Annotated in this window: 24 protein-coding genes; 6 read left to right on the top strand and 18 right to left on the bottom strand. The window is 69.4% G+C overall.

Features of this window, described 5'->3' with window-relative positions:
• Positions 1-70 precede the first annotated feature (70 nt).
• The 7 genes from ABB55_RS15215 to ABB55_RS15185 are packed head-to-tail and all read right to left on the bottom strand — an operon-like array spanning position 71 to position 7,869.
• Positions 71-1,570, bottom strand: coding sequence for a M81 family metallopeptidase (locus ABB55_RS15215; RefSeq protein WP_054359564.1), 1,500 nt, complete (start codon positions 1,568-1,570; stop codon positions 71-73).
• Positions 1,567-2,592, bottom strand: coding sequence for an oligopeptide/dipeptide ABC transporter ATP-binding protein (locus tag ABB55_RS15210; RefSeq protein ID WP_244472043.1), 1,026 nt, complete (start codon positions 2,590-2,592; stop codon positions 1,567-1,569). Before ABB55_RS15210 ends, ABB55_RS15215 begins: the two co-directional genes overlap by 4 nt.
• Positions 2,589-3,548 carry an ABC transporter ATP-binding protein gene (locus ABB55_RS15205; RefSeq protein WP_054359563.1) on the bottom strand — a complete coding sequence of 320 codons (960 nt, stop codon included), beginning with the start codon at positions 3,546-3,548 and terminating at the stop codon, positions 2,589-2,591. Before ABB55_RS15205 ends, ABB55_RS15210 begins: the two co-directional genes overlap by 4 nt.
• A 1-nt stretch (position 3,549) precedes the next feature.
• The gene (locus ABB55_RS15200; protein WP_054359562.1) at positions 3,550-4,395 is read right to left on the bottom strand and encodes an ABC transporter permease; all 846 of its coding nucleotides are present in this window, start codon (positions 4,393-4,395) and stop codon (positions 3,550-3,552) included.
• A gap of 1 nt (position 4,396) precedes the next feature.
• Complete coding sequence (locus ABB55_RS15195) at positions 4,397-5,323, bottom strand: ABC transporter permease (RefSeq protein ID WP_054359561.1); 927 nt, start codon at positions 5,321-5,323, stop codon at positions 4,397-4,399.
• Between the two features lie 48 nt (positions 5,324-5,371).
• Positions 5,372-6,943, bottom strand: a complete 1,572-nt coding sequence (locus tag ABB55_RS15190) for an ABC transporter substrate-binding protein (protein ID WP_054359560.1) — start codon at positions 6,941-6,943, stop codon at positions 5,372-5,374.
• A gap of 47 nt (positions 6,944-6,990) precedes the next feature.
• Complete coding sequence (locus ABB55_RS15185) at positions 6,991-7,869, bottom strand: MurR/RpiR family transcriptional regulator (RefSeq protein WP_054359559.1); 879 nt, start codon at positions 7,867-7,869, stop codon at positions 6,991-6,993.
• Between the two features lie 172 nt (positions 7,870-8,041).
• Here ABB55_RS15185 and ABB55_RS15180 point away from each other — a divergent pair, with 172 nt between their 5' ends.
• Positions 8,042-9,178: an NAD(P)/FAD-dependent oxidoreductase gene (locus tag ABB55_RS15180; protein ID WP_054359558.1), complete on the top strand. Its 1,137-nt coding sequence runs from the start codon at positions 8,042-8,044 to the stop codon at positions 9,176-9,178.
• 110 nt (positions 9,179-9,288) lie between these two features.
• Here the strand turns inward: ABB55_RS15180 and ABB55_RS15175 are convergent, their stop codons facing one another.
• The gene (locus tag ABB55_RS15175; protein ID WP_054359557.1) at positions 9,289-10,170 is read right to left on the bottom strand and encodes a LysR substrate-binding domain-containing protein; all 882 of its coding nucleotides are present in this window, start codon (positions 10,168-10,170) and stop codon (positions 9,289-9,291) included.
• 71 nt (positions 10,171-10,241) lie between these two features.
• Between ABB55_RS15175 and ABB55_RS15170 the strand changes: the two genes are divergently transcribed.
• Both ABB55_RS15170 and ABB55_RS15165 read left to right on the top strand, forming a co-directional pair.
• Entirely contained in the window at positions 10,242-10,994 is a 753-nt protein-coding gene (locus ABB55_RS15170; protein ID WP_054359556.1) for a BtpA/SgcQ family protein, read from the top strand.
• Positions 10,991-11,617, top strand: a complete 627-nt coding sequence (locus ABB55_RS15165) for a phosphoribosyltransferase family protein (RefSeq protein WP_152982062.1) — start codon at positions 10,991-10,993, stop codon at positions 11,615-11,617. Before ABB55_RS15170 ends, ABB55_RS15165 begins: the two co-directional genes overlap by 4 nt.
• 23 nt (positions 11,618-11,640) lie before the next feature.
• Here the strand turns inward: ABB55_RS15165 and ABB55_RS15160 are convergent, their stop codons facing one another.
• The 10 genes from ABB55_RS15160 to ABB55_RS15115 all read right to left on the bottom strand — a co-directional run bounded on the left by ABB55_RS15160 (position 11,641) and on the right by ABB55_RS15115 (position 22,122).
• Complete coding sequence (locus tag ABB55_RS15160) at positions 11,641-12,441, bottom strand: GntR family transcriptional regulator (RefSeq protein ID WP_083464129.1); 801 nt, start codon at positions 12,439-12,441, stop codon at positions 11,641-11,643.
• 5 nt (positions 12,442-12,446) lie between these two features.
• Positions 12,447-12,941 (bottom strand): nucleoside deaminase, encoded by a 495-nt coding sequence (locus ABB55_RS15155; RefSeq protein ID WP_054359555.1) that lies wholly within the window; start codon positions 12,939-12,941, stop codon positions 12,447-12,449.
• Between the two features lie 169 nt (positions 12,942-13,110).
• Positions 13,111-14,202, bottom strand: a complete 1,092-nt coding sequence (locus ABB55_RS15150; RefSeq protein WP_054359554.1) for an ABC transporter ATP-binding protein — start codon at positions 14,200-14,202, stop codon at positions 13,111-13,113.
• Positions 14,199-15,032 carry an ABC transporter permease gene (locus tag ABB55_RS15145; protein WP_054359553.1) on the bottom strand — a complete coding sequence of 278 codons (834 nt, stop codon included), beginning with the start codon at positions 15,030-15,032 and terminating at the stop codon, positions 14,199-14,201. The genes ABB55_RS15150 and ABB55_RS15145 overlap by 4 nt, the downstream gene beginning before the upstream one ends.
• The gene (locus tag ABB55_RS15140; protein ID WP_054362074.1) at positions 15,029-15,862 is read right to left on the bottom strand and encodes an ABC transporter permease; all 834 of its coding nucleotides are present in this window, start codon (positions 15,860-15,862) and stop codon (positions 15,029-15,031) included. The genes ABB55_RS15145 and ABB55_RS15140 overlap by 4 nt, the downstream gene beginning before the upstream one ends.
• A 99-nt stretch (positions 15,863-15,961) precedes the next feature.
• On the bottom strand, positions 15,962-17,089 hold the full coding sequence (locus ABB55_RS15135; protein ID WP_083464128.1) for an ABC transporter substrate-binding protein: 1,128 nt from the start codon (positions 17,087-17,089) through the stop codon (positions 15,962-15,964).
• Between the two features lie 310 nt (positions 17,090-17,399).
• Positions 17,400-18,650: a site-specific DNA-methyltransferase gene (locus tag ABB55_RS15130; RefSeq protein WP_054359551.1), complete on the bottom strand. Its 1,251-nt coding sequence runs from the start codon at positions 18,648-18,650 to the stop codon at positions 17,400-17,402.
• 217 nt (positions 18,651-18,867) lie between these two features.
• Positions 18,868-20,406 carry an amidase family protein gene (locus ABB55_RS15125; protein ID WP_054359550.1) on the bottom strand — a complete coding sequence of 513 codons (1,539 nt, stop codon included), beginning with the start codon at positions 20,404-20,406 and terminating at the stop codon, positions 18,868-18,870.
• Between the two features lie 83 nt (positions 20,407-20,489).
• Complete coding sequence (locus ABB55_RS15120; protein WP_054359549.1) at positions 20,490-20,687, bottom strand: hypothetical protein; 198 nt, start codon at positions 20,685-20,687, stop codon at positions 20,490-20,492.
• Positions 20,688-20,715: 28 nt separating this feature from the next.
• Entirely contained in the window at positions 20,716-22,122 is a 1,407-nt protein-coding gene (locus ABB55_RS15115; protein ID WP_054359548.1) for an amidase, read from the bottom strand.
• Positions 22,123-22,601: 479 nt separating this feature from the next.
• Between ABB55_RS15115 and ABB55_RS15110 the strand changes: the two genes are divergently transcribed.
• The 3 genes from ABB55_RS15110 to ABB55_RS15100 all read left to right on the top strand — a co-directional run bounded on the left by ABB55_RS15110 (position 22,602) and on the right by ABB55_RS15100 (position 25,395).
• Positions 22,602-23,411 (top strand): GntR family transcriptional regulator, encoded by an 810-nt coding sequence (locus ABB55_RS15110; RefSeq protein WP_083464127.1) that lies wholly within the window; start codon positions 22,602-22,604, stop codon positions 23,409-23,411.
• A 117-nt stretch (positions 23,412-23,528) separates the two neighbouring features.
• Positions 23,529-24,260 (top strand): type 1 glutamine amidotransferase, encoded by a 732-nt coding sequence (locus ABB55_RS15105; protein WP_054359547.1) that lies wholly within the window; start codon positions 23,529-23,531, stop codon positions 24,258-24,260.
• Between the two features lie 88 nt (positions 24,261-24,348).
• Positions 24,349-25,395: an ABC transporter substrate-binding protein gene (locus ABB55_RS15100; protein WP_054359546.1), complete on the top strand. Its 1,047-nt coding sequence runs from the start codon at positions 24,349-24,351 to the stop codon at positions 25,393-25,395.
• The last annotated feature ends 1 nt before the right edge of the window (position 25,396 follow it).

Here is a 25,396-nt window from a genome sequence, read left to right as displayed (position 1 = left end):
CGGTGCGCCAGCCCTGCCGGTTCGTCAAGCCGGGGGCCATCGCGGAACGGCAGGGACGCGCATGCGGCCATCAGGCCGGCCAGGCCGTCGCGGCGTCGAGCGGGAAGATCGGGCGACGGACGCGACTGTAGGGCAGCTTGGTCAGGTCCGGCGAACACAGCGCGCCACCGTCGCAGACGATGACGCGGCCGGCGATCGGCTCGAAGGCGGCGCGGAAATGCTGCATCGACTTGACCGCCAGCACGCGCTTCTTTTCGGGCACGATGCCGAAGGCGCGGAACTGGCCGAGATCGAGCATCTGCGCCGCGTTGGCGATGACCAGCACGTCGAGACCGCCGACGCGCAGCACCGCCGTCGGCCCGAAGCTGCCTTCGAGCCCACCGATCATCAGCCCCTCGCCGACATAGCGGCCGTCCGAGAGGTGGCGCAACTCGCCCTCCAGCACCAGCGGTCCGCCGCCGATGCGCGGATCGGTCTTGCCGCCGAGCGCGACGCGCACGCGCGATCCGACCGGATGACGGGCGAGTTCGGCGACCGCCTCCGGGTCGACCAGCCCGCCGAGCGCGGCATCCTCGACACCGGCGGCGAGCAGCGCGGCGAGCAGCGTGGTGCTGTCGCCATAGGCGCCGCCGCCGGGATTGTCGGCATAGTCGGCGATCACCAGCGGGCCGTTGGCGGCGTCGAAGGCGCGCGCCTCGGCGGCCGCGGCCTCGACGGTCAGGAACAGGTTCGGGCTCTCGTGGCGCCGGTCCCACATGTCGCGGGCGAGGCCGTGCGCGAAGGCGCGGTGGCGGGCGAGATCGCCCTGGCAGGTGACCAGCACGGTCGGTCCGGTCTCGGCGATGTCGGCATTGCCGAAGCCGCCGTCGACCGAGACGGCGAAGACGTCCGGCTCCTGTTCATAGGCGATCGCGGCGGCGATGCGCGCGACCATCGGCCCGATATCGGTGCGCCCGCCGGTCACCTCCTCGAGCATCGGCGGCGCCGCGCGCAGCGTGACGGGCGCGATCTCGCCCGCCATCGTCCGGCGCAGGATCTCGGCCGCCTGGACGGCGCGCTCGCGCATGTCGACATGCGGATAGGTCTTGTAGGTGACGATGATCTGCGCGTGACGCACCATCGCGGCGGTGACGTTGGCATGCGGATCGAGCGTCAGGCCGATCGGCAGATCCGGACCGACGATGGCGCGGATGCGGGCGAGCAACTCGCCCTCGCCGTCCTCCAGATGCTCGGCGACCATCGCGCCGTGCAGCCCGAGCAGGATGCCGTCGAGCCGGTCGCGCTCGGCCCGGACGGCGTCGACGATCAGCCCGGCGATGGTCTCGTAGGCCTCGCGGGTGACCGGCCCGGACGGCGTGGCGCCGGTGCTGATCGGGTGGACGACCTGCCAGCCCTCGCGGCGGGCGACATCGAGGAAGCCGGCCAGCGGCGTGTTGGCGTCGCCGCGCGCTTGGATCGCCGCGTCGCCGGTGAACCAGTAGCGCTGGCGGAAGGAGTCCAGCGTCGCGCCGATACGGCTGAAGGTATTGCTCTCGTGCTGGAATTCCGCTGTCAGGATGGTGCGCGTCATGAACCGGCTCCGGCGCGATCGAGGGGGTGGTGGCAGGCGACCGGATGGGCCGAACGATCGAGTTGCGGCCGGATGCGGCGGCAGGTCTCGTCGGCCAGCGGGCAGCGCGGCGCGTAGACGCAGCCGGGCGGCAGGTCGAAGGCCGAGGGGATCTCGCCGGTGGCGCGCGCCAGCGTCTGGCGCCGGGTCGGATCGGGCACGAAGGCCGAATCGAGCAGCGCCCGCGTGTAGGGATGGCGGATCGGCGCGGCGGGCGAGGGCAGAATCTCGACCACGGCGCCCAGATACATGACGACGATGCGGTCGCAGAAATAGCGCACCAGCGCGAGGTCGTGGGAGATGAACAGATAGGTCAGGTCGAGCCGCGCCTTCAGGGCCTCCAGCAGCGCGACGATCTGCGCCTGGATCGACACGTCGAGTGAGGCGGTCGGCTCGTCGAGCACGACCAGGCGCGGCTCCAGCGCCAGGGCGCGCGCGATGCCGACACGCTGCTTCTGGCCGCCGGAGAGATGGTGCGGATGGTTGCGCGCCAGCGACGGATCGAGCCCGACCATGCCGAGCAGCGCCTCGGCCTTGGCGGCGCGCGCCGCCCCGGTCAGCCGGATGCCCTGGACGACGAAGGGTTCCAGCACGGCGTCGCCGATGGTCATGCGCGGATCGATCGACGAATAGGGATCCTGGAAGACCATCTGCATGCGCGCACGCAGCTGCCGCAGCCGCGCCCGCCTGGCGGTCGCCAGATCCTCGCCTTCGAACGAGACCCGGCCGTCGGTCGGTTTGATCAGGCCGAGCGCCAGCCGCGCCAGGGTCGACTTGCCGCAGCCGGATTCGCCGACCACGCCGGTGACCCGTCCGGCCGGCACGTCGAGCGTGACGGCGTTGACCGCGCGCAGCACGCGCCGCCGGGCGAACCAGCCGCCGGGCGTAGTGAAATCACGGTTCACGTCCTCGAAGCGCAGGATCGGCACGCCGGTCGTCGGCACGCCGGTCGTCAGCCCGTCGGTCATCGGCCCGTCGGTCATGCGCCCCTCCCGAGCGGGTGGAAGCAGGCGACGCGCGACGCGCCGATCGTCGCCGGCGCCGGCGCCTCGGCCCGGCAGCGCGCCGAGGCGGCCGGGCAGCGCGGCGCGAAGCGGCAATGCGCGGGATAGTCGGTCAGCCCCGGCACCTGACCGGGAATGCCGATCAGCGTGCCCCGGGCCTGGCCCTCGACCGGGATGCAGCCGATCAGCGCCCGCGTATAGGGATGATGCGGCGCGGCGAAGATCGACTCGACTGGGCCCGCCTCGGCGATCCGGCCGGCATAGAGCACCACCACGCGGTCGCAGGCCTGGGCGACGACGCCCATGTCGTGGGTGATCAGCACCAGCGCCAGGCCGCGCGCCTTCACCAGATCGACCATCAGGCGGACGATCTGCGCCTGCACGGTGACATCGAGGGCGGTGGTCGGCTCGTCGGCGACCAGCAGATCGGGATCGCCGGCCAGCGCCATGGCGATGACGATGCGCTGCTTCATGCCGCCGGAGAGCTGGTGCGGATACTGGCCGTGGACGACGGCGGCGCGCGGAATGCGCATCGCCTCCATCAGGTCGAGGCTGCGCGCCTTCGCGGCCCGCCCGTCGAGCCCGCCATGCAGCCGCGAGACCTCGTCGATCTGGGTGCCGACGGTGCGGATCGGATCGAGCGAGGTCATCGGGTTCTGCGTCACCAGCGCGATGCGCCGGCCGCGCAGGCGGCGGTGCAGCTCCGCCGGCCGGTTGGCCAGTTCGACGCCGTCGAAGACGATCGAGCCGGCACGGACCTCGCCGCGGATCAGCGGCAGCAGGCCCATCAGCGCCATGGCGGTCAGCGACTTGCCCGAGCCGCTCTCCCCGACCAGCCCGAGCACGGCGCCGCGGTCGAGCGAGAAGCCGATCTCCTGCACCGGGGTGAAGCGGCCGATGCCGATGGTGAGCCCTTCGACCTCCAACAGCGCCATCTCAGCCTTCCCTCAGCCGATTGCGGATCTGCAGGGCGTCGATCAGCGCGTCGCCGTAGAGATTGATCGCCACCACGGTGATCGCGATGGCGAGGCCCGGGAAGACGATCACCCAGGGCGCCAGGAACATCTGGCCGACGCCGGCGCTCATCATCGCGCCCCAGCTCGGCAGCGGCGGCTGGGCGCCGAGGCCGAAATAGCCGAGCGTCGCCTCCAGCACGATGGCGTCGCCGGTCGCCAGCATGCCGGCGACCAGGACCGGCGTCAGCGCATTGGGGACCAGATGGCGCAGCAGGATATGGGCATGGCCGGCGCCGAGCCCGACGGTCGCCTCGATATAGGTCTCGCCCTTCAGGGCGATGATCTGCGCGCGCGCCAGCCGGGCGAACTGCGCCATGTAGCCGACCGTGATCGCCACCGCGGTCGACCCGAGCCCGGGCCCCAGGATGGCGATCAGCACCAGCGCGATCAGGATCTCCGGAAAGGCCCAGGTGAGATCGACCACCGCCATCAGGAGCCGGTCGGCCCAGCCGCCGGCATAGCCGGCGATCGCCCCGAAGACGAGGCCGAGGGCGACCGAAGCGCCGATCGACGTGACGGCGACGCCGAGCGAGATGCGCGCGCCGTGCAGGATGCGCGAGAAGAGATCGCGGCCGAACTCGTCGGTGCCGAGCAGATGCGCGGCCGAGGGCGGCAGGTTCGCCTGCATCAGGGACTGCATGTCATAGGCATAGGGCGCCAGGCGGTCGGCGAAGATCGCGGCGAAGACCACGCCGACGAGGACGATCGCCGCGGGTGCGCCCCGGGGGGTGCGGGCGGCGGAGAGGAGAGCCGTGCCGATCGCCATCTCAGCTCATCCTGTCGCGCACGCGCGGATCCATCGCCGCCTGCGCCAGATCGCCGACCAGCGTGCCGAGCATCACGCCCATGCCGAGCATCAGGAGGCAGCCCTGCACGACCGGATAGTCGCGCTGGCCGAGCGAGGTGATCAGGAGCGATCCGAGACCCGGCCGGGCGAAGACATATTCGACCGTCACCGCGCCGCCGAGGATCCACCCGACCTTGAGGCCGAGGATCGTGACGACCGGCATCAGGGCGTGGCGGACCAGATGGCGGAAGAAGATGCGCCGCCGGGTCAGGCCCTTGGCATGCAGCAGGGTGACGAAATCCTGCTGCGCCACCTCGACGAAGGCGGCGCGCGTGACCCGGGCGATCAGCGCGACGCCGCCGATGCCGACGGTCAGGACCGGCAGCACCAGGGCGTCCCAGCTGCGCGCGCCGGAGACCGGAAACAGCCCGAGCTCGACGGCGAAGATCAGGATCATCAGGAGGCCGAGCCAGAAGCTCGGCAGCATCGATCCCATCAGGATGCCGGCCATGACGACGCGGTCGAACCACGACCCCGCGAAATAGGCCGCTGCCGCCCCGACCGAGACGCCGACCACGGTCGAGAAGAGCAGTGCCGAGAGCCCGAGCGCGAGGCTGTAGGGCAGATTGGCGAGGATCAGGTCGACGACCGGCTGCTTCAGGATGATCGCCTCGCCGAGATCGCCGGTCAGCGCCGCCTTCAGCCAGAGCGCGTATTGGACGACCAGCGGCCGGTCGAGCCCGAACTTGGCAGCCAGTTCCTGGCGCCGTTCGGCCGACGCCCCGATCTGCAGCATGTGGTCGATCGGGTCGCCGGGCACGAGATGGACGATCAGGAACACGATCGCCGACATGGCCAGGAAGACCGGGAGCAGCATGATCAGCCGTCTGACGAAATAGCCGAGCATCCCGGTCCTTCCCGTTCGGCGCCCCGACGCCTCAGTTCAAGAGACGGCTCAGTTGGAGACCTGGGCGTCGAGGATCGTCTGGCTGGTCAGCCGGGTGCCGCGGATGGTCTCCGGCAGTTTCAGGCGACGGGTCGAATAGGCGAAGACGTTGGCCGGCTCGTAGATCGGCGCGAAGGCATATTGCGACAGGATATACTCGTGATAGGCCTTGAAATTCGCCACGCGCTCGTCCCAGGTGCGCGACTTGGTCATGGCGGTCACGTTCAGCTCTTCCGCCTTCGGATCGTCGAACAGCGACACGTTCGGATAGCCGGCCCGGCGGGCGGCGAAGAACCAGTCGATGATGTCCGCATTGGTCCAGGAATAGGACCGGACGGCGAGCTGATGCTCGGTCTTCTTCTTGTACTGGGCGTTGATCGTCGAGGCGTCGAAGATGGTGATGTCGGCAGCGAAGCCGACCGCCTTCAGCTGCGATTGCACGACTTCGACCAGCCGCTTGAACTCCGTGCCGTTGGAGGTCCACAGCTTGACCTGCAGCCTGGCGCCGTCCTTGGCGCGGATGCCGTCGGGCCCGACCTTCCAGCCGGCCTCGTCGAGCAGCTTCTTCGACCGCTCGGGATCATAGGAGATCGCGAATTTCGGGTCGACCTTGGCCTCCTGCAGGCTGGAGATCAGGAAGCCGTTGGCGGTGTTGCCGACGCCGCCATAGAGCGATTGCCAGATGCTCTTCTGGTCGATCGCATAGGCGGCGGCCGCGCGCACCTTGATGTCGGTGAAGGGCGCCGACTGGGTGTTGATCGGCATGTAGACGATCTCGGTGCCCGGGATGGTCATCACCTTGACGGACTTCTCCGCCTTCAGGCGCGGCATGAAGTCGACCGGCACGGTGTAGAGCAGATCGACGCCGCCGGTCTGCAGTTCGAGGAAGGCCGTGGAATCCTCGGGGATCTCGCGCACGGTGATCTTCTTGATCTTGGCCGGACCGCGGTTGACCGAGAGATCGCTACCCCAGGTGAAGTCGTCGTTGCGGACCAGCACGGTCTGCTGGCCGACCGTGAACTTCTCCATCTTGAACGGCCCGGTGCCGACCGCCGCCGTCACGCCGTACTTGTCGCCGAGCGCCTCATAGGCCTTGGGCGACGGGATGCCCATGAAGGACGAGGCGAGGTTGAACAGCAGGTTCGGATCCGGCGCCTTCATGTGGAAGCGCACGGTCAGATCGTCGACGACTTCGACCCGGTCGACCTTGGCGACCGTGTCGGCATTCTCGGTGCCGGCGAATTTCGGCACCCACCACTCGATCACCTTGGCGTTGAAGGGCTCGCCGTCGTGGAACTTGACGCCGGGCCGCAGCTTGAAGGTCCACTGCATGCCGTCCGGGGTCTGGTCCCAGGACGCCGCCAGCGAGGGATGGAAGCTCTGGTCGGCATCCTGCAGCACGAGCCGGTCGTAGATCAGCGAATTGGCGCTGTTCAGCCGGGTGGCGGTGATCGGGTTGTAGCTCGGCGTGCCGACCTCGCGGGCGGTGATCGCGAAGGTCACCTCCTGTGCCGGCGCCGACACGACCGCGCCGAGGAGCGCGGCGGCGGAGAGGACAGTCACTCGAAACGGCAACGTCATGGCGGGCACTCCTTCAGAAAGCAGGAATCGACGCAGGTCGGGCGGGATCAGGATTCCGGGCCGGAGGGATCTCCGGTATGGCCGGTGAAGCGGGCATAGAGCTGGGAGACCTTGGTCATGCGCGCCTCGACCGCCGGGCCGATCTCGATCGACACGGCGTTCATGAACAGATTGACGAGGCTCGCCATCTGGGCGGTCGAATCCCAGAACAGATTGAATTCCGTCGGCACGACCAGAAGCTCGGAGACCAGGCCGCGCCCCCAGTCGCAGAAGGCGTCGGTGACCAGCGTCACCGGCACGCCGACCGCCATCGCCTCGCGGGCGACGACACGCGCCAGCCGCGAGTAGCGCCGCGCCTCGAACAGCACCAGCGCGGTATTCTCGACATCGGTGGCGAAGAGCTCGGCGAAATGGCCGCCCTCGAGGTCGAGCAACTGCACGCCGTCGCGCAGATACTGCAGCTGGTGGGCGAACATCTGCGCCATCGCCCGCTCGGTCTGAAAGCCGCAGACGAAGACGCGCCGCGCCGTGGTCAGCCGCTCGACCACCCGGCGGAAGTCCGCGCTCTGGGCGATCTCGTAGACGGCGACGAGGCCGGCGATCTCCAGTTCGAGCGAGCGGCCGAGCGGGTTCTCGGCCTGGCGGGCCTGCGCCTGGAAGTCGCGCAGCCGGTCGGCGATCAGCCAGGGCCGGTCGCCGAAGTCCTGGCCGAGCTGCTGCTTCAGGTCCTTCAGATTGTCGTAGCCGATCGAGCGGCAGAAGCGGCCGACGGTCGCCTCGCTGACCTCGACCTTCTCGGCCAGCGTCGCCGCCGTCTCGAACGGGATGGTCTCGGGGCGGGCCAGGATATAGGCGGCGAGCGCGCGATCGGCCTTCGTCCCGTCGACGAGACATGCCTCCAACCGCTGCCGCATCGGACCGTCCATGGGGCCTCTCCCGGCGGGGGTCCCGCCTCCTGGAGCGAAACTCTGTCTGTTTTCTTGCATCAGGTCAATACGCGAAAACTTTCTTGCAGTTTCGGTCGCCCCGGCGTATTCGCCGAAGGGGGACGAACCCCGCCGGCGGCGGAACGGCATCTGGCAGGCCAAGGGTCGAACGATGGCAACGGCTGATTTCCTGGTCATCGGGGCCGGCATTTCCGGCGCGGCGGCGGCCCACGCGCTGGCGGCGCACGGATCGGTCCTGCTCCTGGAAGCCGAGAGCCTGCCGGGGCATCACGCGACCGGCCGCTCGGCAGCGCTCTACACGCCCAATTTCGGCACCCCGCTGGTCTGCCGCATTAACGCGGCCGGGCGCGCCTTCTTCGAGACCCCGCCGGAGGACTTCGCCGCCGCACCGCTGCTCGGCCGCCGCGGCGGCCTGACCCTGGCGAAGCCGGGCGAGGAGGCACGCCTCGCCGAAGCGCTGGCGGCCGCGACGCCGCGCGATCCGATCGAGCGGATCGAGGCCACCGAGGCGGCGCGGCTGGCGCCGGTGATCCGAGCGGAGCTGATCGGTGCGGCCGCCTACGAGCCCGGCGTCGCCGACATGGACGTGGCGACCATCCACCAGGGCTTTCTGCAGGGCCTGCGCCGCCGCGGCGGGCGCCTGATCTGCAAGGCCCCGGTGACGGCGCTTGCCCGCGATGCCGGCATCTGGACCGTGACCGCCGGGGCCGAAACCCATCAGGCGCCGATCGTCGTCAATGCCGCCGGCGCCTGGGGCGACGTGATCGGCCGGATGGCGGGCGCCGCGCCGCAGAGCCTGCAGCCGAAGCGGCGCACCGCGATCGTGGTCGCCCCCCCGGCCGGGCTCGTCGTCGCCACCATGCCGCTGGTCGAGTTCGTCGGCCACAGCCCCTATCTGAAGCCCGATGGCGGGCGCCTGATGGCCTCGCTTGCCGACGAGACGCCCGTGCCGCCGCAGGACGCGCAGCCCGACGACCTGGATGTGGCGGTGCTGGTCGACTGGCTGGAGCGGCACACGCATCTGGCCATCCGCACGGCACCGCGCGCCTGGGCGGGTCTGCGCAGCTTCGTGCCCGACCTCAACCCCGTCGCCGGCTTCGATCCGGAGCGCGCCGGCTTCTTCTGGCTGATCGGACAGGGCGGCTTCGGCATCATGATGGCGCCGACCCTGGCGCGGATCACCGCCGAATTGGTCACCACCGGCGCATTGGCCGAAGACCTCGTCGCGCTCGGCATCCGCGCTGCCGATCTCACCCCGCGCGGCGCGCGCCCGGCCGGCGCGGATTGAGGCCATCCGCAAGGCGGCAAGCCGTCTCCCGCCCCCGGACCCGACCATTTCCGATGGCAGCATGGAGGCCGGTCGGGCAATCGCCCGGCACCGGCACGGCCGAGGCGGCGTTACCGGGACGCCGGCCCGGCTGCGTCGTCGAGGCTTTCGATCAGGCAGTTGACCAGTTGCAGCCCGGCGGCGGTCAGAAGGGCGTGCTTGTAGAAGAGCCCGATCCGGATCGTCTCCAGCGGCGGAAACCCGTCCTCGGCGGTCAGGACGACCATGTCGGGCAGGAGCGTCTTGCGCGTCAGCGCGGTGACGCCGAGGCCGACGCTGACGGCCTTCTGCAGCCCGCCGATTTCCGGATTGGTATAGGCGACCCGCCAGGCGCGTCCGGCCGAGCGGAGCGCGGCGAACATGCGCCGGCGATACTCGCAGCCCTCCGGATGGGCGGCCAGCGGCACCGGCTGGACCCGGCGGACATCGTTGACGCGGGACCCCGCCCAGATCGGCTGCTCCTCCCAGGCCCGCACCAGATAGGGATTGGCCTCCGCGCCGAGCAGACCGACGGCGATGTCGAGCTCGTTGCGGTGCAGGCGATCGAGGATGTCGCGCGACAGGCCGCAGACGATCTCGACATCGACGAGATGGCGCTCGCGGATGAAGGCCGAAATCGCCTCCTGCAGGAAGGCCACGGCGAAATCCGTCGGCAGGCCGATCCGGAGCGTGCCCTGGACGTGGCGGGTCAGGAGCTTGGCGACGGCCTCGTCGTTGAGGCGCAAGAGCTGGCGCGCATAGACCGCCAGCGCCTCGCCGTCCTCGGTCAGCTTGAGGAGCCGGCCCTCGAAGACCATCAGCTTCTTCTCGAGCAGGTCCTCCAGCCGCTTCATCTGCAGACTGACCGCCGGCTGCGAGCGGTTGAGCACCTCGGCCGCCCGGGTATGGCCGCCGAGATCGATCACCGTCACGAAGGCACGCAGCAGGTCGATCGGCAGATTGATTTCGTTCAATTGCTATCCCTTATGCAGGCATGTCGAGAATAAATTTTTCGATATGGACCGGCAAGGGCATAGTGGTCCGCATGAACCGTCGCGCTTTCCATCGCCTGTTCCAGTCGCCGGGTCCGGTCGTGTTGCCGGTCGTCCATGTGCTGAACGCCGGGCAGGCCGCGGGCAATGCCGCGGTCGCGATCGCCGCGGGGGCGCCCGGCCTGTTCCTGATCAACCACGACTTCGCCTATCCGGACCTGCTGCCGATCATCCGCCATGTGCGGCGGCTCTGGCCGGACCTCTGGCTCGGGGTCAACTTCCTGGCGGTGACCGGGCGTGACGCCTTCCCGGTCCTCGGCGACCTCGCCCGCGAGGGCGTGCGGGTCGACGCCTATTGGGCGGACGATGCCTGCATCGACGAGAGCCGGCCGCCCGAAGCCCAGCCGGAGGCCGAGGCCATCGACGCCGCCCGGCGCACCTCGGGGTGGTCGGGTCTCTATTTCGGCGGCACCGCCTTCAAGAAGCAGCGCGAGGTCCGCCCGGAGCACTTCGCCGCGGCGGCCGCCACGGCGACGCGCTTCATGGACGCGGTCTGCACCTCCGGCACCGCCACCGGACAGGCGGCCGACCTCGGCAAGATCGCAACATTCCGCAAGGCCATCGGCGACGGCACCCTGGCGCTCGCCTCCGGCATCACGCCCGAGAATGCCGCCGCCTACGCGGCCGATGTCGACGCCTTCATGGTCGCGACCGGCATCAACCGGACCGGCGACTTCTACACCATCGACCCGGAGCGGCTGCGCGCCCTGCTCGCGCTCTGCCGCCAACATGGAGCCCGGCTGTGACCCACGACAAGGGCCCGCGCAACGACCGCTGGTATCTCTCCCTGATGGCGCCGAACACCAAGGGCGAGCGCTTCGCCTGGCTCGATCCGACCTCGATCTACATCAACGGATCGGCCTTCGCCGACCTGCTCGACGATCTCGTCGCCGATCTCGACGGCCTGGTGGTCGACGTGGTGGCCGGGCTCGACGCGATGGGCTTCGTGCTCGGCTCGGCCCTGGCGACGCGGCTCGGCGTCGGCTTCCTGCCGATCCGCAAGGCCGGCAAGCTGTGCGTCGAAACCGACCGCGTCGCCTTCACCAACTATTCCGGGCGCAACCAGGACATGGAGATGCGCAAGCCGGCCTTCGCGCCGGGTACCAAGGTGCTGATCGCCGACCAGTGGATCGAGACCGGCGGCACGGTCGACGGCGCGATCCGGCTGGTCGAGCGCCAGGGCGGCCGCGTGGTCGGCCTGGCGGCGATCGCCATCGAGGAGAATGCCACCACCGACGCCTACCGGGCCGCCTATCGCTGCGTGTCGGGCGTCGTGCAGGGCTCCGGCTGGCAGGCCGAGTGCAACCGGCAGCGCCTGACCAGCTTCGAGACCTACGACCCGCAGCGCAGCTTTCCGGCGATCCGATGACATCCCGGCCCGCATGGACCGCGTCACATCTCCCGCATACGGGCCGCGTAGGGGGCCAGGATGTCGCGCAGGTCGGTTTCGGTGCGGCTGCCGAGCAGCGCCCGCTCTTCGACATGGTCGAGATGGGCGTCCATGATCGCCGCCGCGCGCGCGCCGTCGCCGGCGACCAGCGCCTCGATGATCTCGACATGCTCGGTCGCGCCGCACTCGGCCGAATGCGGGCGCCCATACATGGCCAGGATCAGCGAGCAGCGCGAGACGACCTCGGTCACGTAGCGGATCAGCAGCGCATTGCCGGTCAGGCGGGCGAGCGAGAGATGGAATTCGCCGGCGAGCCTGATCGATTCGGGATCGTTGCTGCCGATCGCGCGCCGCTCGCGGCGGACCAGATCGCGCAGATGCTCGACGGCTTCGGCGGAGAGCTTTCCGGCCAGGCTTTCGGCGACGATGCGCTCGATGCCGCGGCGGACGAGAAAGACCTCGCGGGCCTCGTCGAGGGTCGGATTGGCGACGAAGGCGCCACGGTTCGGCTTCAACTCCACGAGCCCCTCCACGGCGAGGCGCCCCAGGGCCTCGCGGGCGATCGTACGACTGGCCCCGAAGGCCTCTCCGATCGCGTCCTCCGGGAGTTTCGCCCCGGGGGTCAGGCGCTGTTCGATGATCGCCTGGCGGAGGGCTTCGTGCACGGCTTCGGTGCGGGAGGCCGGGGGCCTGCTGCCCGCCGGACCGACCGCCGGTTCGATCCGAATCGGCGGACCCTTGCCCTTGGCGGTCGGGTCGTTCACGTCCCGATCCAGGCTGCGAACGTCCTTGATATGCAGCATCGAGATCACTCTCCCATTTTCATCGCGGTCCAGGCCGCAATCACTTCGACCGCCTCCGCCTCCCGGTGGCGGCTGACCAGCATCGAGCCCGCATCGGCCGGCACGGCGCAATCCGCCCGGAGGCTGGCGACGTCGATCGGATGACGCATGGCGGTCGTGAGACCCGCCATGGCCTGTCCGGCCCCGCCGCTCGAGGCCGCATAGTAGAGCCGACGGATGCCGGCGATATGCATGGCCGCGATGCAGAGCGCGCAGGGTTCGCAGGAACTGTAGAGTTCGCAATCCGAAAGGTCCACGCATTCGAGCCGCCGCCCGGCATCGCGGATCGCCTCGGTCTCGCCATGCGAGGTCGGGTCGAAATGGGCCTTCGAGTGGTTCAGCCCCTCGCCGACGATCGCGCCGTCCCGGACCACCACCGCCCCGAACGGCTCGGTGCCCGGCTCGCTCAGGGCGCGCCGCGAGATCTCGATCGCCCGCTGCATGAATCGCTCTTCGTACACGGTCTTCTCCCTGGATGGTTGGTTGGGTCGGCATCGCGGCCGGGTCACGCCGACGGCCCGGGATGCCGCGCACCGGGCCGTCAAAGGCAACGTCGATGGCCCGTGGGCGACGGCGCCCGGCGCAGGGCCCCTGTGGATCGCGGATCGGCGGTCTCGCGGACCGCCGCGATCACTCGGTCTCGGGCAGGAGCCAGGCGTGGCGCGGCTCCCAGGCCAGATGGACCGCTCGCCCGGGCACGAGATCGAGCGCCTCGATCTCGTGCTGCTGCTTCTGGACACGGAACTCCTGCCCGCCCTCGGTCTCGACGAAGATGGTCTGGGTCGATCCGACGAATTCGAGCCCCAGCACCGTGCCGCGGACCGCAGGCCCGGACGGCGGCCCGTCCTCGGCCCGGGCCAGCGTGATCCGGTCGGCGGCGACCACGAAGGCGGCCGGCTCGCCAACCGCCAGCGGGCGCCGGGCCGGCACCGCGTAATGGCCGGCGGGTGTCTCGATCGTCGCCATGTCGTCCGCCCGGCCCCGGCAGACGCCGCGGAACAGGTTGTTCATGCCCATGAACTCGGCCACGAAGGGATTGGCCGGGGCGCGATAGACATCCTGCGGCCGGCCGACCTGCCGGATGCGCCCCTCGCTCATGATCACGATCCGGTCGGCGAGCGCGAAGGCCTCCGACTGGGCATGGGTGACGTAGACGAAGGTGATGCCGAGCTGGCGGTGCAGGCGCGACAGTTCGGTCTGCATGCGCACGCGCAGATGCGCGTCGAGCGCGCTCAGCGGTTCGTCGAGCAGCAGGATCGACGGCTGCGTGATCAGCGCGCGGGCGAGCGCGACGCGCTGGCGCTGGCCGCCGGACAGCTGGGCGATGTCGCGGTCGGCCATGCCGGCGAGGCCGAGCCGGTCGAGCCATTCGAGCGCCCGGCGCCGGCGCTCCTTGGCGCCGAGCCGCTTCATGCGCAGCGGGAAGGCGACATTGTCGGCGACGCTCAGGAACGGAAACAGCGCCAGGCTCTGCCAGACCATCGGCGTGTCGCGCAGATGCGCCGGAATGCCGGCCTGGTCGCGCCCGCCGATGGCGATCGACCCGCCGGTCGGCTCTTCCAGTCCGGCGAGCAGCCGCAACGTGGTCGACTTGCCGCAGCCCGACGGCCCCATGATGGCGACGAATTCGCCGGCAGCGATGTCGAGATCGATGCCGCGCACGGCGTGATGGCCGGGATAGCGCTTGTCGAGCCCCTTCAGGGCGACGAAGGACGAGGTCATGCGCTGTCTCCGCGCAGGTCCGGCCCGTGCATCGGCTCCGGGCGGAGGTTGGTGAAACGGCGCGCCAGGAAGACCAGGACGAGGCTGACGGCGAGCACGCCGGCGCCGATCGCGTTGATCTTGGGATTCACCTGGCCCTGCAGCTGGTTGAGGATGCGCACCGGCAACGTCTCGTGCACCCCGCCGACGAACCAGGCGATCATGTATTCGTCGAAGGAGACCGCTGCCGACAGGAAGAAGGCGGCGATCAGCGCCGGCCGGCAGAAGGGCAGCACGACGAAGCGCAGGCCGGCCCAGGGCGAGGCGCCGAGATTCCAGGCGGCCGGCTCGAGATCGCGGCCGAACTCGCCGAGCCGGAGCCGGATCAGCGCCATCGCGAAGGACGAGGCGACCGCGACATGGCAGGCGACGATCGTCTCCAGCCGGCCGGACAGCCCGATCCGCGACACGAAGGCGAGCATCGCCATGCCGAGGATGGTGGTCGGCACCGCCGGCGGGATGGCGACCGCGAACACGAACAGGCGCTTGCCGAAGAAGCGGTGACGGAAATCGATATAGGCCGCCGCGAAGCCGATCGCGGTCGACAGGACGGCGGTGCCGAGACCGACCCAGATCGAGTTGACGAAGGCTTCCCGGATCATCGGATCGGCCCAGGCCGCCTCGTGCCAGACGAGCGAGAAGCCGCCCCAGGGGATCGACGGGAACCGGTTGGCGTCGAAGGAGAAGACCACGATCACGGCCATCGGCATCGCCACGAAGGCGAAGAACAGGCTGAGCAGGCCGTACTGAAGGAGCCGCGACAGGCGGCGCACGAAGCGGGGGGAGATCATGACGCCCTCCGGCGGATGCGTACGCTGCCGGCCAGCCGGCCGAGCGCGAAGACCAGGACCAGGATGGCCAGCATCGAGACGCCGACGACCGAAGCCCGCGGCCATTGCGAGCCGGACTTGACGGTGTCGACCAGCAGGATGGACAGGGTCGGCGGCTTCGATCCGGTCATGAACAGCGGACCGACATAGTCGCCGAAGGCGAGCAGGAAGGTGGTGGTGCCGGCGAGCACGATGGCCGGCCGGATCGACGGGATCAGCACGCGAGTGATCACCTGGGCGCGCCGACAGCCGAGATTCTCCGCGGCCTCGATCAGCGTCCGGTCGACGCCCACCATGGCGAAGACCAGGATCAGGACCGCGACCGGCAGGGTCAGGGTGAGCAGCCCGACCTGCAGCGAGAAGGCGCCGCCGAGAAGCTGCAGCTTCGGCAGGCCGACCGCGCCGAGCACCGCATTGGCGATGCCGTCCGCCCCGAGCACCACCTGCCACGCATAGATGCGCAGCATGTAGCTGGAGAAGACCGGCACGGCCAGGAGCGAGACGGCGAGATCGCGCACTCGTACCGACAGGCGGAAGGCGATCGTGTAGGCGAGCGGCAGGGCGAGCAGCAGCGCCAGCACGGTCGTCGTCGCCGCGACCTGAAGCGTGTGGCCGAGCGCCCGGTGGAACGGCGTCGACCACAGGATGCGCGTCCAGTTGTCGAGCACGAAGGCCGGTTCCAGCCGGAAGGACCGGACCTGCCAGAAGGTGATCACGACCAGGAAGACGAGCGGGGCGAGGAAGAAGACGGCCTGCCATGCCAGGACCGGCAGGCCGAGGGCGACCGGCATGGCCGCCGGCGATCCCGAATAGATCGATGCCGAGGGCCGGAACGCGTCCGGGATCGGCGGTTTCGGTGACGCTGGCGGCATGCCGGTTTCCCTCGCCCGTCAGAGGCTCTTGAACTCGGACCAGACGTCGTTCCAGTCCTCGATCTTCTGCTTCTTCGGCAGTTCGCGGAACGCGATCCGGCCCTTCTTGTATTCGTCCATGACGTTCGGCTTGCCGAGTTCCAGCCGCAGGATCTGGGCTTCCTTCGGCATGGTGTCGTTGAGCAGCTTCCAGCCGGCCATCGACGGGATCGACTTCTTGTTGTCGACCTTGGTGGCCTGGCGCACCTGGCCGTCCGGCGAGGCGGTATACTGGATGAACTTGCGCGCCAGATCGCGCTTCTTGGTGCCCTTGGCGATCGACAGGGACTCGGTCCACTGCAGGCCGCCTTCGGCCGGAATGATGGTGTCGAGCGGCTTGCCGCTCATGCGCAGGCCGAGCGTGATCCATTCGCCGATGCCGGGCACCAGATGGGCCTGGCCGTTGGTCAGCGAGGAGAAGATGTCGGCGATGGTATAGAAGCCCGAGGCCTGCGACTTGAGCGAGAAGAGCTTCTTCTTCACCGCCGCGAAGGCCGCATCCGACAGGTCGAACGGCGGATGGTTGCCGGCCGCGAGGCTGACCGACCCCATCGACGGCAGGTACCAGTCGAAGAAGCCGACCTTGCCCTTGGCCTTCGGCTTCCACATGGCCTCGTAGGAGCCGACCTCGTCGGGCTTGTAGACATCGGTGTTGTAGGACAGGCCGAGATAGCCGAAATCGCTCATCACGCCGTAGAGCTTGCCGTCGAACCAGTGCAGCGGGAATTTCTGGAACTCCGGCCAGAAGTCCTTCAGCGGGTAGTCGGCCGGGTCGAGTTCCTCGAGATAGTCGGCGGCACGGAGCAGGTGCATGTATTCGGCGTCGGCCAGCACCACGTCGAAGGACCCCGGCGGCGACTGGTTGATGACGGCGAGCATCTGGTCGCCGCCGACATATTCCTTGATGCGAATTTTGCAGTTGTTCTGCTTTTCGAACTCGCCGACCAGGTAGGGATCGGCATTGCCCGGCCAGGACAGGTAGTTGAGCACATTCGGTTCGTCGGCATCGGCGGGCGACCACCGCGAACTCGCCGCGAGCGCCGCAACGCCGGCACCCGCGCGCAGGAAGCCGCGCCGGCTGAGATCGGGAAGGAATCGTGTCTGCATGGGACGGCCCTCGTGCTGATCGAGATCGCATGCGATGATCGCATGCACTGTCCCATACACAATTCCCATGCCAACCCGAGCGGACCGCCTGCATCCGCCCAAAGCCTATCGCCGCGGCCGGTTTTCCGCGGCCCAATTGCGGCCCGAGCCAAGGCGTCAGCCTATTCCATGCTCAGAGTGCATGCGAAATCATCGCAAGACTGCATGCGCTTGCCGGTCGGCTCTGTTGCGTCCGAGCGGTCGGGCCAAGGTGAGACTGCAGGGCTGCAGGGCTCCGGCCCTCGGCCTTCCCCGGCCCAACACGGGTCCCTCAGGTCGACCGGGCAGGCTCGCCGATGGGCGCGTTCGAGGCCGGCGGGGGCGCTGCGAGCCTGAAATAGCGGTAGCCGCCGCCGCCCCGCCAACCGGTCGCTTCGGTCACGCCACCCTTGTCCTCGCCGTCGATGACCTTCTTCAGGCGGGGGATGATGTGCGAGTGGCACTGTTCGCCCCGTTCGACCATGATCCAGCGACGGCCCATCTTGTGAGCGACCGCGCCGGTGGTGCCGGAGCCGGCGAACGCGTCGAGGACCAGGTCGCCCGGCGCGGTCGACAGGTGAAGGATCCGTTCCAGCAACCGTTCCGGCTTCGGCGTGTCGAACATGTCCTCGCCGAACAGGTCCAGGATCTCGCGCTTCGCATCCTGGTTGTTGCCGACCTCGTCGTGCTTCCAGATCGACGTCGGCCTCGTGCCCTCGGCAACGGTCTCAAGGTAGATCTTGGGAGCCGGAACATTGTTGCCGTCCTTGCCCCACCAGATCATGCCCTTGGCATCGAGTTCGCGCAGTCTTTCCTTCGAGTATCGCCAGTACGAGCCATTCGGCGGCCCTTCGATGACGCGGCCGGACGGACATGTGATCGGGTAGGTTCCGAGGCTGTAGGGGTTTCTGGCCGCCAGGGGGCCCGGGCGCCACAGGCCGCGAGGGTCATTGTCGGGGTTGCGATAGAGCTTGTTGTTGCGGGCGGTCCGCGGAATGCGGCCGATCGTCAGGACATCGATATTCTTGGCATAGAGCAGAATATGGTCATGCATGCCTGAAATATGCCGGGCCGACCCCTTCACGGAATAGACCTTCTGCCAGGTGATGTCGGAGACGAAGTTCTTCCGGCCGAAGACCTCGTCGCACATGACCTTGAAATAATGCGCCTCGTTGTCGTCCAGGGTGACCCAGAGGGCGGCATCCTCGGCCATCAGGACCCTGATGATCTCGATCCGCTGGCGCATCTGGTCGAGCCAGACGGCGTGCTCCACGCCGTCGTCATAATGCGCGAAGGCGCTGCCCGTATTGTAGGGCGGGTCGATGAAGACGCATTTCACCCGGCCGGCGAGGTCCGGCACCAGCGCTTTCAGAACCGGCAGATTGTCGCCGAAGATCAGCCGGTTGTCGAAGATGTCGGTGCCGGTCCCGCAGCCGGCCGCGCGATGCGACCGTTCCGGATCCTCCACCAGCACGGATGGCGCCTGGTCCGGACTGCCGTCCCGGCCGATCCCCGACGCTCCGGGTCTCCGTTCGATCGTCATGCCCCAATTCCGATGTGCCGCGTCATGGCCGGCCGCCAGTCGAGCAGACCGCAATCGTCGGAACAAGCATGATCCGTCCGCCGGCCGACCCCGGCGAACCGCAGGGCCCGTCGGCGGAACATCCCCCCTCTGCATCAATCCGTCGGCCCCGGCCGATGGCGTTGGGTGCCTCGCGGCGATCCGTGTGGCGGCAGCCGTCCGCCGGGTCGGGCCGCGCCTAGTCCGGGGTGGTGAAGGCCTGCCAGTCGACGGCCTTCTCATAGGCATGGGCGATCCGCAGCAGGAGCCCGTCGTCGAGATGACGGCCGATCAGCTGGAGGCTGATCGGAAGGCCGGCTGCCTTGCCGCAGGGCACGGCGAGGGCCGGATGGCCGGTATAGTTGGTCGGCTTGGTGTTGCCGGCAACCGGCAGCAGCATCCAGTTCTGGCGCAGGTTCATGTCGACGGCGGCGAGATGGTCGGCCGGGATCGTGTCCGGGAACGGCGCGACCGTGCGCACCGTCGGCAGGGCCAGCACGTCGACCTCGGCAAGGGCGCGGTCGAAGGCCGCGGTGTAGGCCTTGCGCATGTTGTGGGCCTTGGCATAGACGCCGCCGTGGAAATTGCGCCGCGCCAGCAAGCCGACGAGCAGGTTCAGCTTGGTGCGGGCGGGGAGCAGGTCGGCGTGCTGGCTCCACATCCGGTCGATGGCGGTGATCACCGATGCCGGATAGTGGGTCACCGCGCCGAAGCCGAAGAAGCCGGACTGGAAGACCGACAGGGCGCCCTCGAAGACGAGCCCGGCATAGGCGCCGGCGAGCTCGACATGAGCCGGCACGGAGATCCGGCGCACCTCGGCGCCGAGCCGCTCCAGCGTGGCGATCGCCGCCAGCACGCCGTCCGCCACTTCGGGCTGGATCGGCTCTGCGAAGCCCTCCTCGAGGATGCCGATCTTCAGCCCCGCCACACCCCCGTCGAGGCCGCTGAGGACATCGATCCCATCGGGAATGCCCCGGCGCTGGCGCGGGTCCAGGTCGTCGTAGCCGGCGACGGCCTGCAGCGCGCGGGCGAGGTCCTCGGTGGTCCGGGCCATGGGACCGACATGGTCGAGGCTCGGTTCGAAGGCGAAGCCGGCGCCGTAGTGGGACACCAGCCCGAAGGTCGGCTTCAGGCCGAGCACGCCGCAATAGGCGGCGGGGAGCCGGATCGAGCCGCCCTGATCGCCGCCGAAGGAGATGTCGACCTCGCCGGCCGCCAGCGCCGCACCGGACCCCGAGGAGGAGCCGCCGGTGAGGCGGGCCGGGTCGTGCGGATTGAGCGGGCGGCCGTAGTCGCCGACGAAGCCGTTCATCATCATCTTGCCGACGACCTGGCCGCCGGCCGCCAGGACGCGCGACACCACGGTGGCGTCGATGTCGGGCACGAAGCCCTCCAGGGCCTGCGAGGTGAAGACCTGCGGGATGCCGGCGACGCTGATGTGATCCTTGAAACTCACGGTCTTGCCGGCCAGCAGTCCGGTCGAGGCGCCGCCGATGCTGCATTTCCAGAGCCAGGCCCGGTACCGGTCCTCCTCCGGTCCGGGCCGGTAGCCGCGGGCGCGCTCCGGGTGGAGCACGGTCGGGGCGCCTTCGTCCAGGCGCGATTGGACGAAGGCATCGAGGTCGCGCAGCGCGTCGCGCATCACCGGCCCGTAGAGCGCGGCCTCTTCCGGTGCCAGGTGGATGCCGAGCGTGGCGGCAAGATCGACGAGACCGGCGGCATCGGGCAGCGAGAACATGCGGCAGCTCCATCGGATCGGGCACGGGATCGCCGGGAGGCCGCGGGGCGCGACCGGAACGCGGCAAGCGGGCGCGGCAGGGGTCAGCCCGGCGGCTTCAGGGCCGCCGGTGCCGGCGTGAACACGCTGCTCGGCTCCTCGGCATAGGACCGGTCGATCGCACGGAGCGCCGCAGCCGACTGCTCCAGGTCGCCGACGAAGGCCTCGAAGGCCGCGATCTCGTCCGGCGGGAAGTTCAGGCCGAGTTCGGCCATGCGTTCGACGAAGGTCGGCTTCGACATGTTCGGTTCCTCCCGGTGATGCGACGGATCAGGCGGCCAATGCGGCGTCGATGGCGAAGGCGGGACGCCGGGAGCGGAAGGCGGTCGCCTTTTCGAAGGCCGCGCCGATCCGGAGCGCGGTCGGATCGGCGAACGGCCGGGCGGCGATCTGCAGGGCGGTCGGCAGGCCCGCGGCGGTGAAGCCGTTGCAGACCGAAAGGGCCGGACTGCCAGTGACGTTGAAGACGGAGGTCAGATTGAGCCCGCGCGGGACGGCGCCCTCGCCGAATTCGGGCGCCGGCCGGTGCCAGCCGGCGGTGATCACGGCATCGCAATCGGTCATGAGGGCGGCCATCTCGGCGACCAGGCGGCCGCGATGGCGGACGGCGCTGACATAGTCGGAGGCCCGCAGGAAGGCGCCGGCGGCCAGGCGGCGGCGGCCGAGCGCGCCGTAGAGCATGGGCGTGCGGGTCAGATGGCGCTCATGGATCGAATAGGCCTCGGCGCGCGAGATCACGTTGAGCACGTCGCCATAGTGGCTGAGCGGCGAGACCGTGACGGGCTTCACCGTGGCGCCGAGCGCTTCCAGGGCCTTCACGGAGGCCTCGAAGGCGGCGGCCACCTCCGGGTCGCAGTCCAGGTCGGTCTCGTGGAAATGGCGGATCGCGCCGATCGTCATGCCGGCGATGCCGTCGGACAGGCCGTGCAGGAAATCCGGCTTGGGCACGTCGGCGCTGGCCGGGTCGAGCGGATCGTAGCCGGCGAGCACGTCCATCATCAGGGCGCAATCCTCGCTGGTCCAGCACATCGGACCGCCGTGATCGAGACTGAAGGACAAGGGCAGGATGCCGCGGCGGCTGACCAGGCCGTAGGTCGGCTTGTGGCCGGCAATGCCGCACAGTGCGGCGGGGAAGCGGATCGAGCCGCCGGTATCGGTGCCCATCGCGCCCGGGCACAGTCCGGCGGCGACCGCGGCGCCGGACCCGGAGGACGATCCCCCGGGCATGCGGGCGAGGTCCCAGGGATTGCGGGCGGGCGGCCACGGCAGATCGAAGGAGGGGCCGCCGGTCGCGAATTCGTGGGTGGCGAGCTTGCCGAGGATGATTGCCCCCGCGGCCTTGAGAAGGGCCACCGTATGGGCGTCCTCGGCGGGAATATGGTCCCTGAACAGCGCCGAGTGACCGGTCGTGGCCGTCCCGGCGGTGTTGTAGATATCCTTCAGACCGATCGGAATGCCGTGCAGCGGCCCCCGGTAGCGCCCGGCGGCGATGTCCGCCTCGGCGGCGCGTGCTGCCGCCAGCGCGCTGTCCTCCATCAGCAGGATGAACGCGTTCAACCGGGGATCCAGCGCCTTGACCCGCGCGATGAAGGCCTGCGTCAACTCGATCGGGGAGAGCTTGCGGGCCGCGATCAGGCGCGACGCCTCGGCGATGGTCAGGAAGTGCAGATCGGACATGGGGCGGCTCGCTCGACACGGAGGTGGACGGAACCTTGCGGAGTCGTGGACCCATTTTTGGATACAATTTTCAGGCCAATTCCGAATTCCGTCCGATAAACTCGCCGATGGCGGCAGGATCGTCCAGTTCGGGATACAATCTTGACAGAAGGCCGATCCTCCCATCGCCCCCGCATGCCGACGGAGGCGGCAGATGCCCGATATGCCGGCAGGCACCGGACCCTTGCCGGATGTCTGCGATCCCCCGTCGGGCTTCCGGGCCGGTGCGCGCAGTATCGCGCGTTGATGAGGCGGTCCGTGGCGGGCGGGCCGGACGTGGGAGCCTGAATGGCCGCCGAGGTTTGGCCGCAGGATCCTGCTCCGCAGGCCTTGCCGGGACCATGCCGGGCGCCCCGGCGGGCCTGGTCATGCACCCCGGAAGGGCAGCCTGCCCAATGTATGATCTTGTCACCATGCCAGTGGTATACCATTGTCATGCCATGACGACGCCAACCGAACCATGGTCCTCCGAGGGCGCCTCCTCCCTGCTTGAAACGACAGGCGCGGAGACCGCCGGCGGCCTCTCGTCGCCGCGCGCCGCCCCCGGTTCGCCACCCGACTCGTTGCCGGGCTCCGCGCCCGGCCCGGTGCCGGGCGCCGAAGAGGACAGCGGCAATCTCGCCGAAGGTGCCTTCGACACCCTGCGCGCCATGATCCTTGGCGGGTCGCTGCCGGGCGGGGTTCGGCTTCAGGAAAGGCGGCTCGCCGAGCGGCTGGGGCTTTCCCGCACACCGGTGCGCGAAGCGATCGGTCGTCTGGTCGGCGAGGGCTATGTCAAGCGGGAGGGCGGGATGCTGACGGTCAGCCCGGTCTCGGTCGAAGACATCCTGGAGATCCTGACCGTGCGCCGGGCCGTCGAAGGCGAGGCCGCCGAAATCGCGGCCGGGCGCTGCGAACCGGCGCTGATCGCCAATGTCCGGGCGGCGGTCACCGGCATGCTCTCGCCCGCCGACGTGACGCCGGAGCGTCATTGGTCGGTCGACGATCTCGTCCATCTGACGATCGCGCGCGCGACCGGCAACAAACTTCTCATCCGGCTCGTCAGCGACCTGCGCGCCCGCACGCGCATGTTCGGCCTCGCCCGCATCCCCCGCCGCTTCGATCCCGGCAAGGCCGAGCATCTCGCCATCCTGGATGCCATCGGCGAGGGCGACGGCGCGGCTGCGGCCGCGGCGATGCGGTTCCACATCGACAATGCCCGCCTGGCCATTCTGGACGCCCTGGCCGGGCCGGCCCTGTTGAAACGCTGACGCCGGGCACGGCCATCCGGAGACCCTCCGCATGCTCCGCCGCTCCGAACCGCCTGCCGTGGACCCCGATCCCTGCCCTGCCCCTCACGAGACCTCAGTCAGCCGACGGAACCGACCATGTCCCGACCGCGCCTGCTCTACCTTCTGAACGGCACCACGCGGGCCACCGCATCCCGCCTGCCCGATCTCTTTCGCGACGAGGGGCTCGCGGTCGACATGCTGTGGGCCTATGGCGGCGAGTTCCCGGAGGATCTCGGCGTCTATGACGGGATCTTCCTGTCCGGCAGCCCGCACGGCGCCTATGAGACGATCGACTGGATCGAGCGCGAGCACGACCTGATCCGCGATGCCGCCGCGCGGGACATCCCGATGCTCGGCATCTGCTTCGGCCATCAAATTCTCGCCTCCGCGCTGTGCGGCCGCGACCAGGTGTTCCGCCGGACCTCCTGCGAGGTCGCCTACAAATGGCTGTCGACCACGCCGGCCGCGGGCCGGGACCAACTCGCGGCCGAGCTGGGCGCGGAGGTCTACATGTTCGTCTGGCACAACGACGAGGTCCGTGCCGGACACCCGGACATGGAGATCCTGGCGACCTCCGATCTCTGCCCGAACCATATCTGGCGTCATGCGCGCTACCGCGCCTGGGGCATCCAGGGGCATCCGGAAGTGACCCGCGCCGAAGCGGTGACCTGGTTCGAGCAAAGCCGGGCCCGCCTGGAGGGCGACGGCGCGGTCATCGCCGATCTCCAGGCCAGCGCCGACGACGCCCTGCCGGCCAAGACCATGCTGACCCGGTTTGCCCGGCTGGTCGCCGACGATGCGGCCGGAGCCGCCCGGCGCAACGCCTGACCGCCGGCGACGACGGACACCCGGCGACGACGGACAAGAAGCAAGACGTCCCCCGCAAAGCCTCGAACCTGCAACGGAAGGTCTCGTCATGAAGCGCAGAACTCTCCTCACCGCGGCTGTCGCCGCCTGGATGCTCCTCCCCGCCGCTGCGGCGTCGGCCGAGGAGATGGTCTTCGCCAGCTGGGGCGGCGCCTATCAGGAGGCCATCCGCAAGGCCTGGCTGGAACCCTTCGCCAAGGCGAGCGGCGTGAAGTTCGAAGAGGACACCGGCCCGGAGACGGCCAAGATCAAGGCGATGGTCGAGACCAAGTCGGTCACCTGGGACATCGTCACGGCCGGCGGCGGCGGCCTGATGCGCGGCGTCGCGCAGGGCCTGTTCGAGCCGATCACGGCCGAGATGGTCAACCAGTCGGACGTGCTCGACGGCGCCAAGAACGCCTACGGCGTGCCCTCCGAGATCTTCAGCACCCTGATCGGCTTCTCCACCAAGGCCTTCCCGGCCGGCGGCGCGCAGCCGAAGACCTTCGCCGACTTCTTCGACGTGGCGAAGTTCCCGGGCAAGCGCACCCTCCCCGACAAGCCCGAGACCGTGCTCGAGGCCGCGCTCCTCGCCGACGGCGTTCCGGCCGGCGATGTCTACAAGACGCTCTCGACCGACGCCGGCATGAAGCGGGCGCTCGACAAGATCGCCGCGCTGAAGCCGAATGTCGCGGTCTGGTGGTCGAGCGGCGCGCAGCCGGTCCAGGCGCTCGGCGCCGGCGACGTGGTCATGGCGCTCGGCTGGAACGGCCGCTTCCAGGCCGGCATGGATTCCAACCTGCCGATCGCCATGTCGTGGGACCAGCAGATCCCGCAGGTCGGCTACTTCATGATCCCGAAGGGCGCGCCCAACAAGGCGGCGGCGGTGAAGTTCCTGAACTTCATCCTGAAGCCGGAGATCAATGCCGAGCTGTCGCGCCACGTCGCCTACGGCCCGGCGACCAAGGGTGCCTGGAGCCATATCGACGCCAAGCGCGCCGAGCGGCTGCCGTCGACGGCCGAGCGGCTGAAGAATGCGCTGTTCCTCGACATCGAATGGTGGGCCAAGAACGGCGCCAAGGCGACCGAGGCCTATACCGCCATGATCAAGGGCTGAC

Origin of the sequence: Prosthecodimorpha hirschii, from assembly GCF_001305515.1 — a bacterium.
Lineage (GTDB): Bacteria > Pseudomonadota > Alphaproteobacteria > Rhizobiales > Ancalomicrobiaceae > Prosthecodimorpha > Prosthecodimorpha hirschii.
This window is presented reverse-complemented; position numbering and strand designations above follow the sequence as displayed.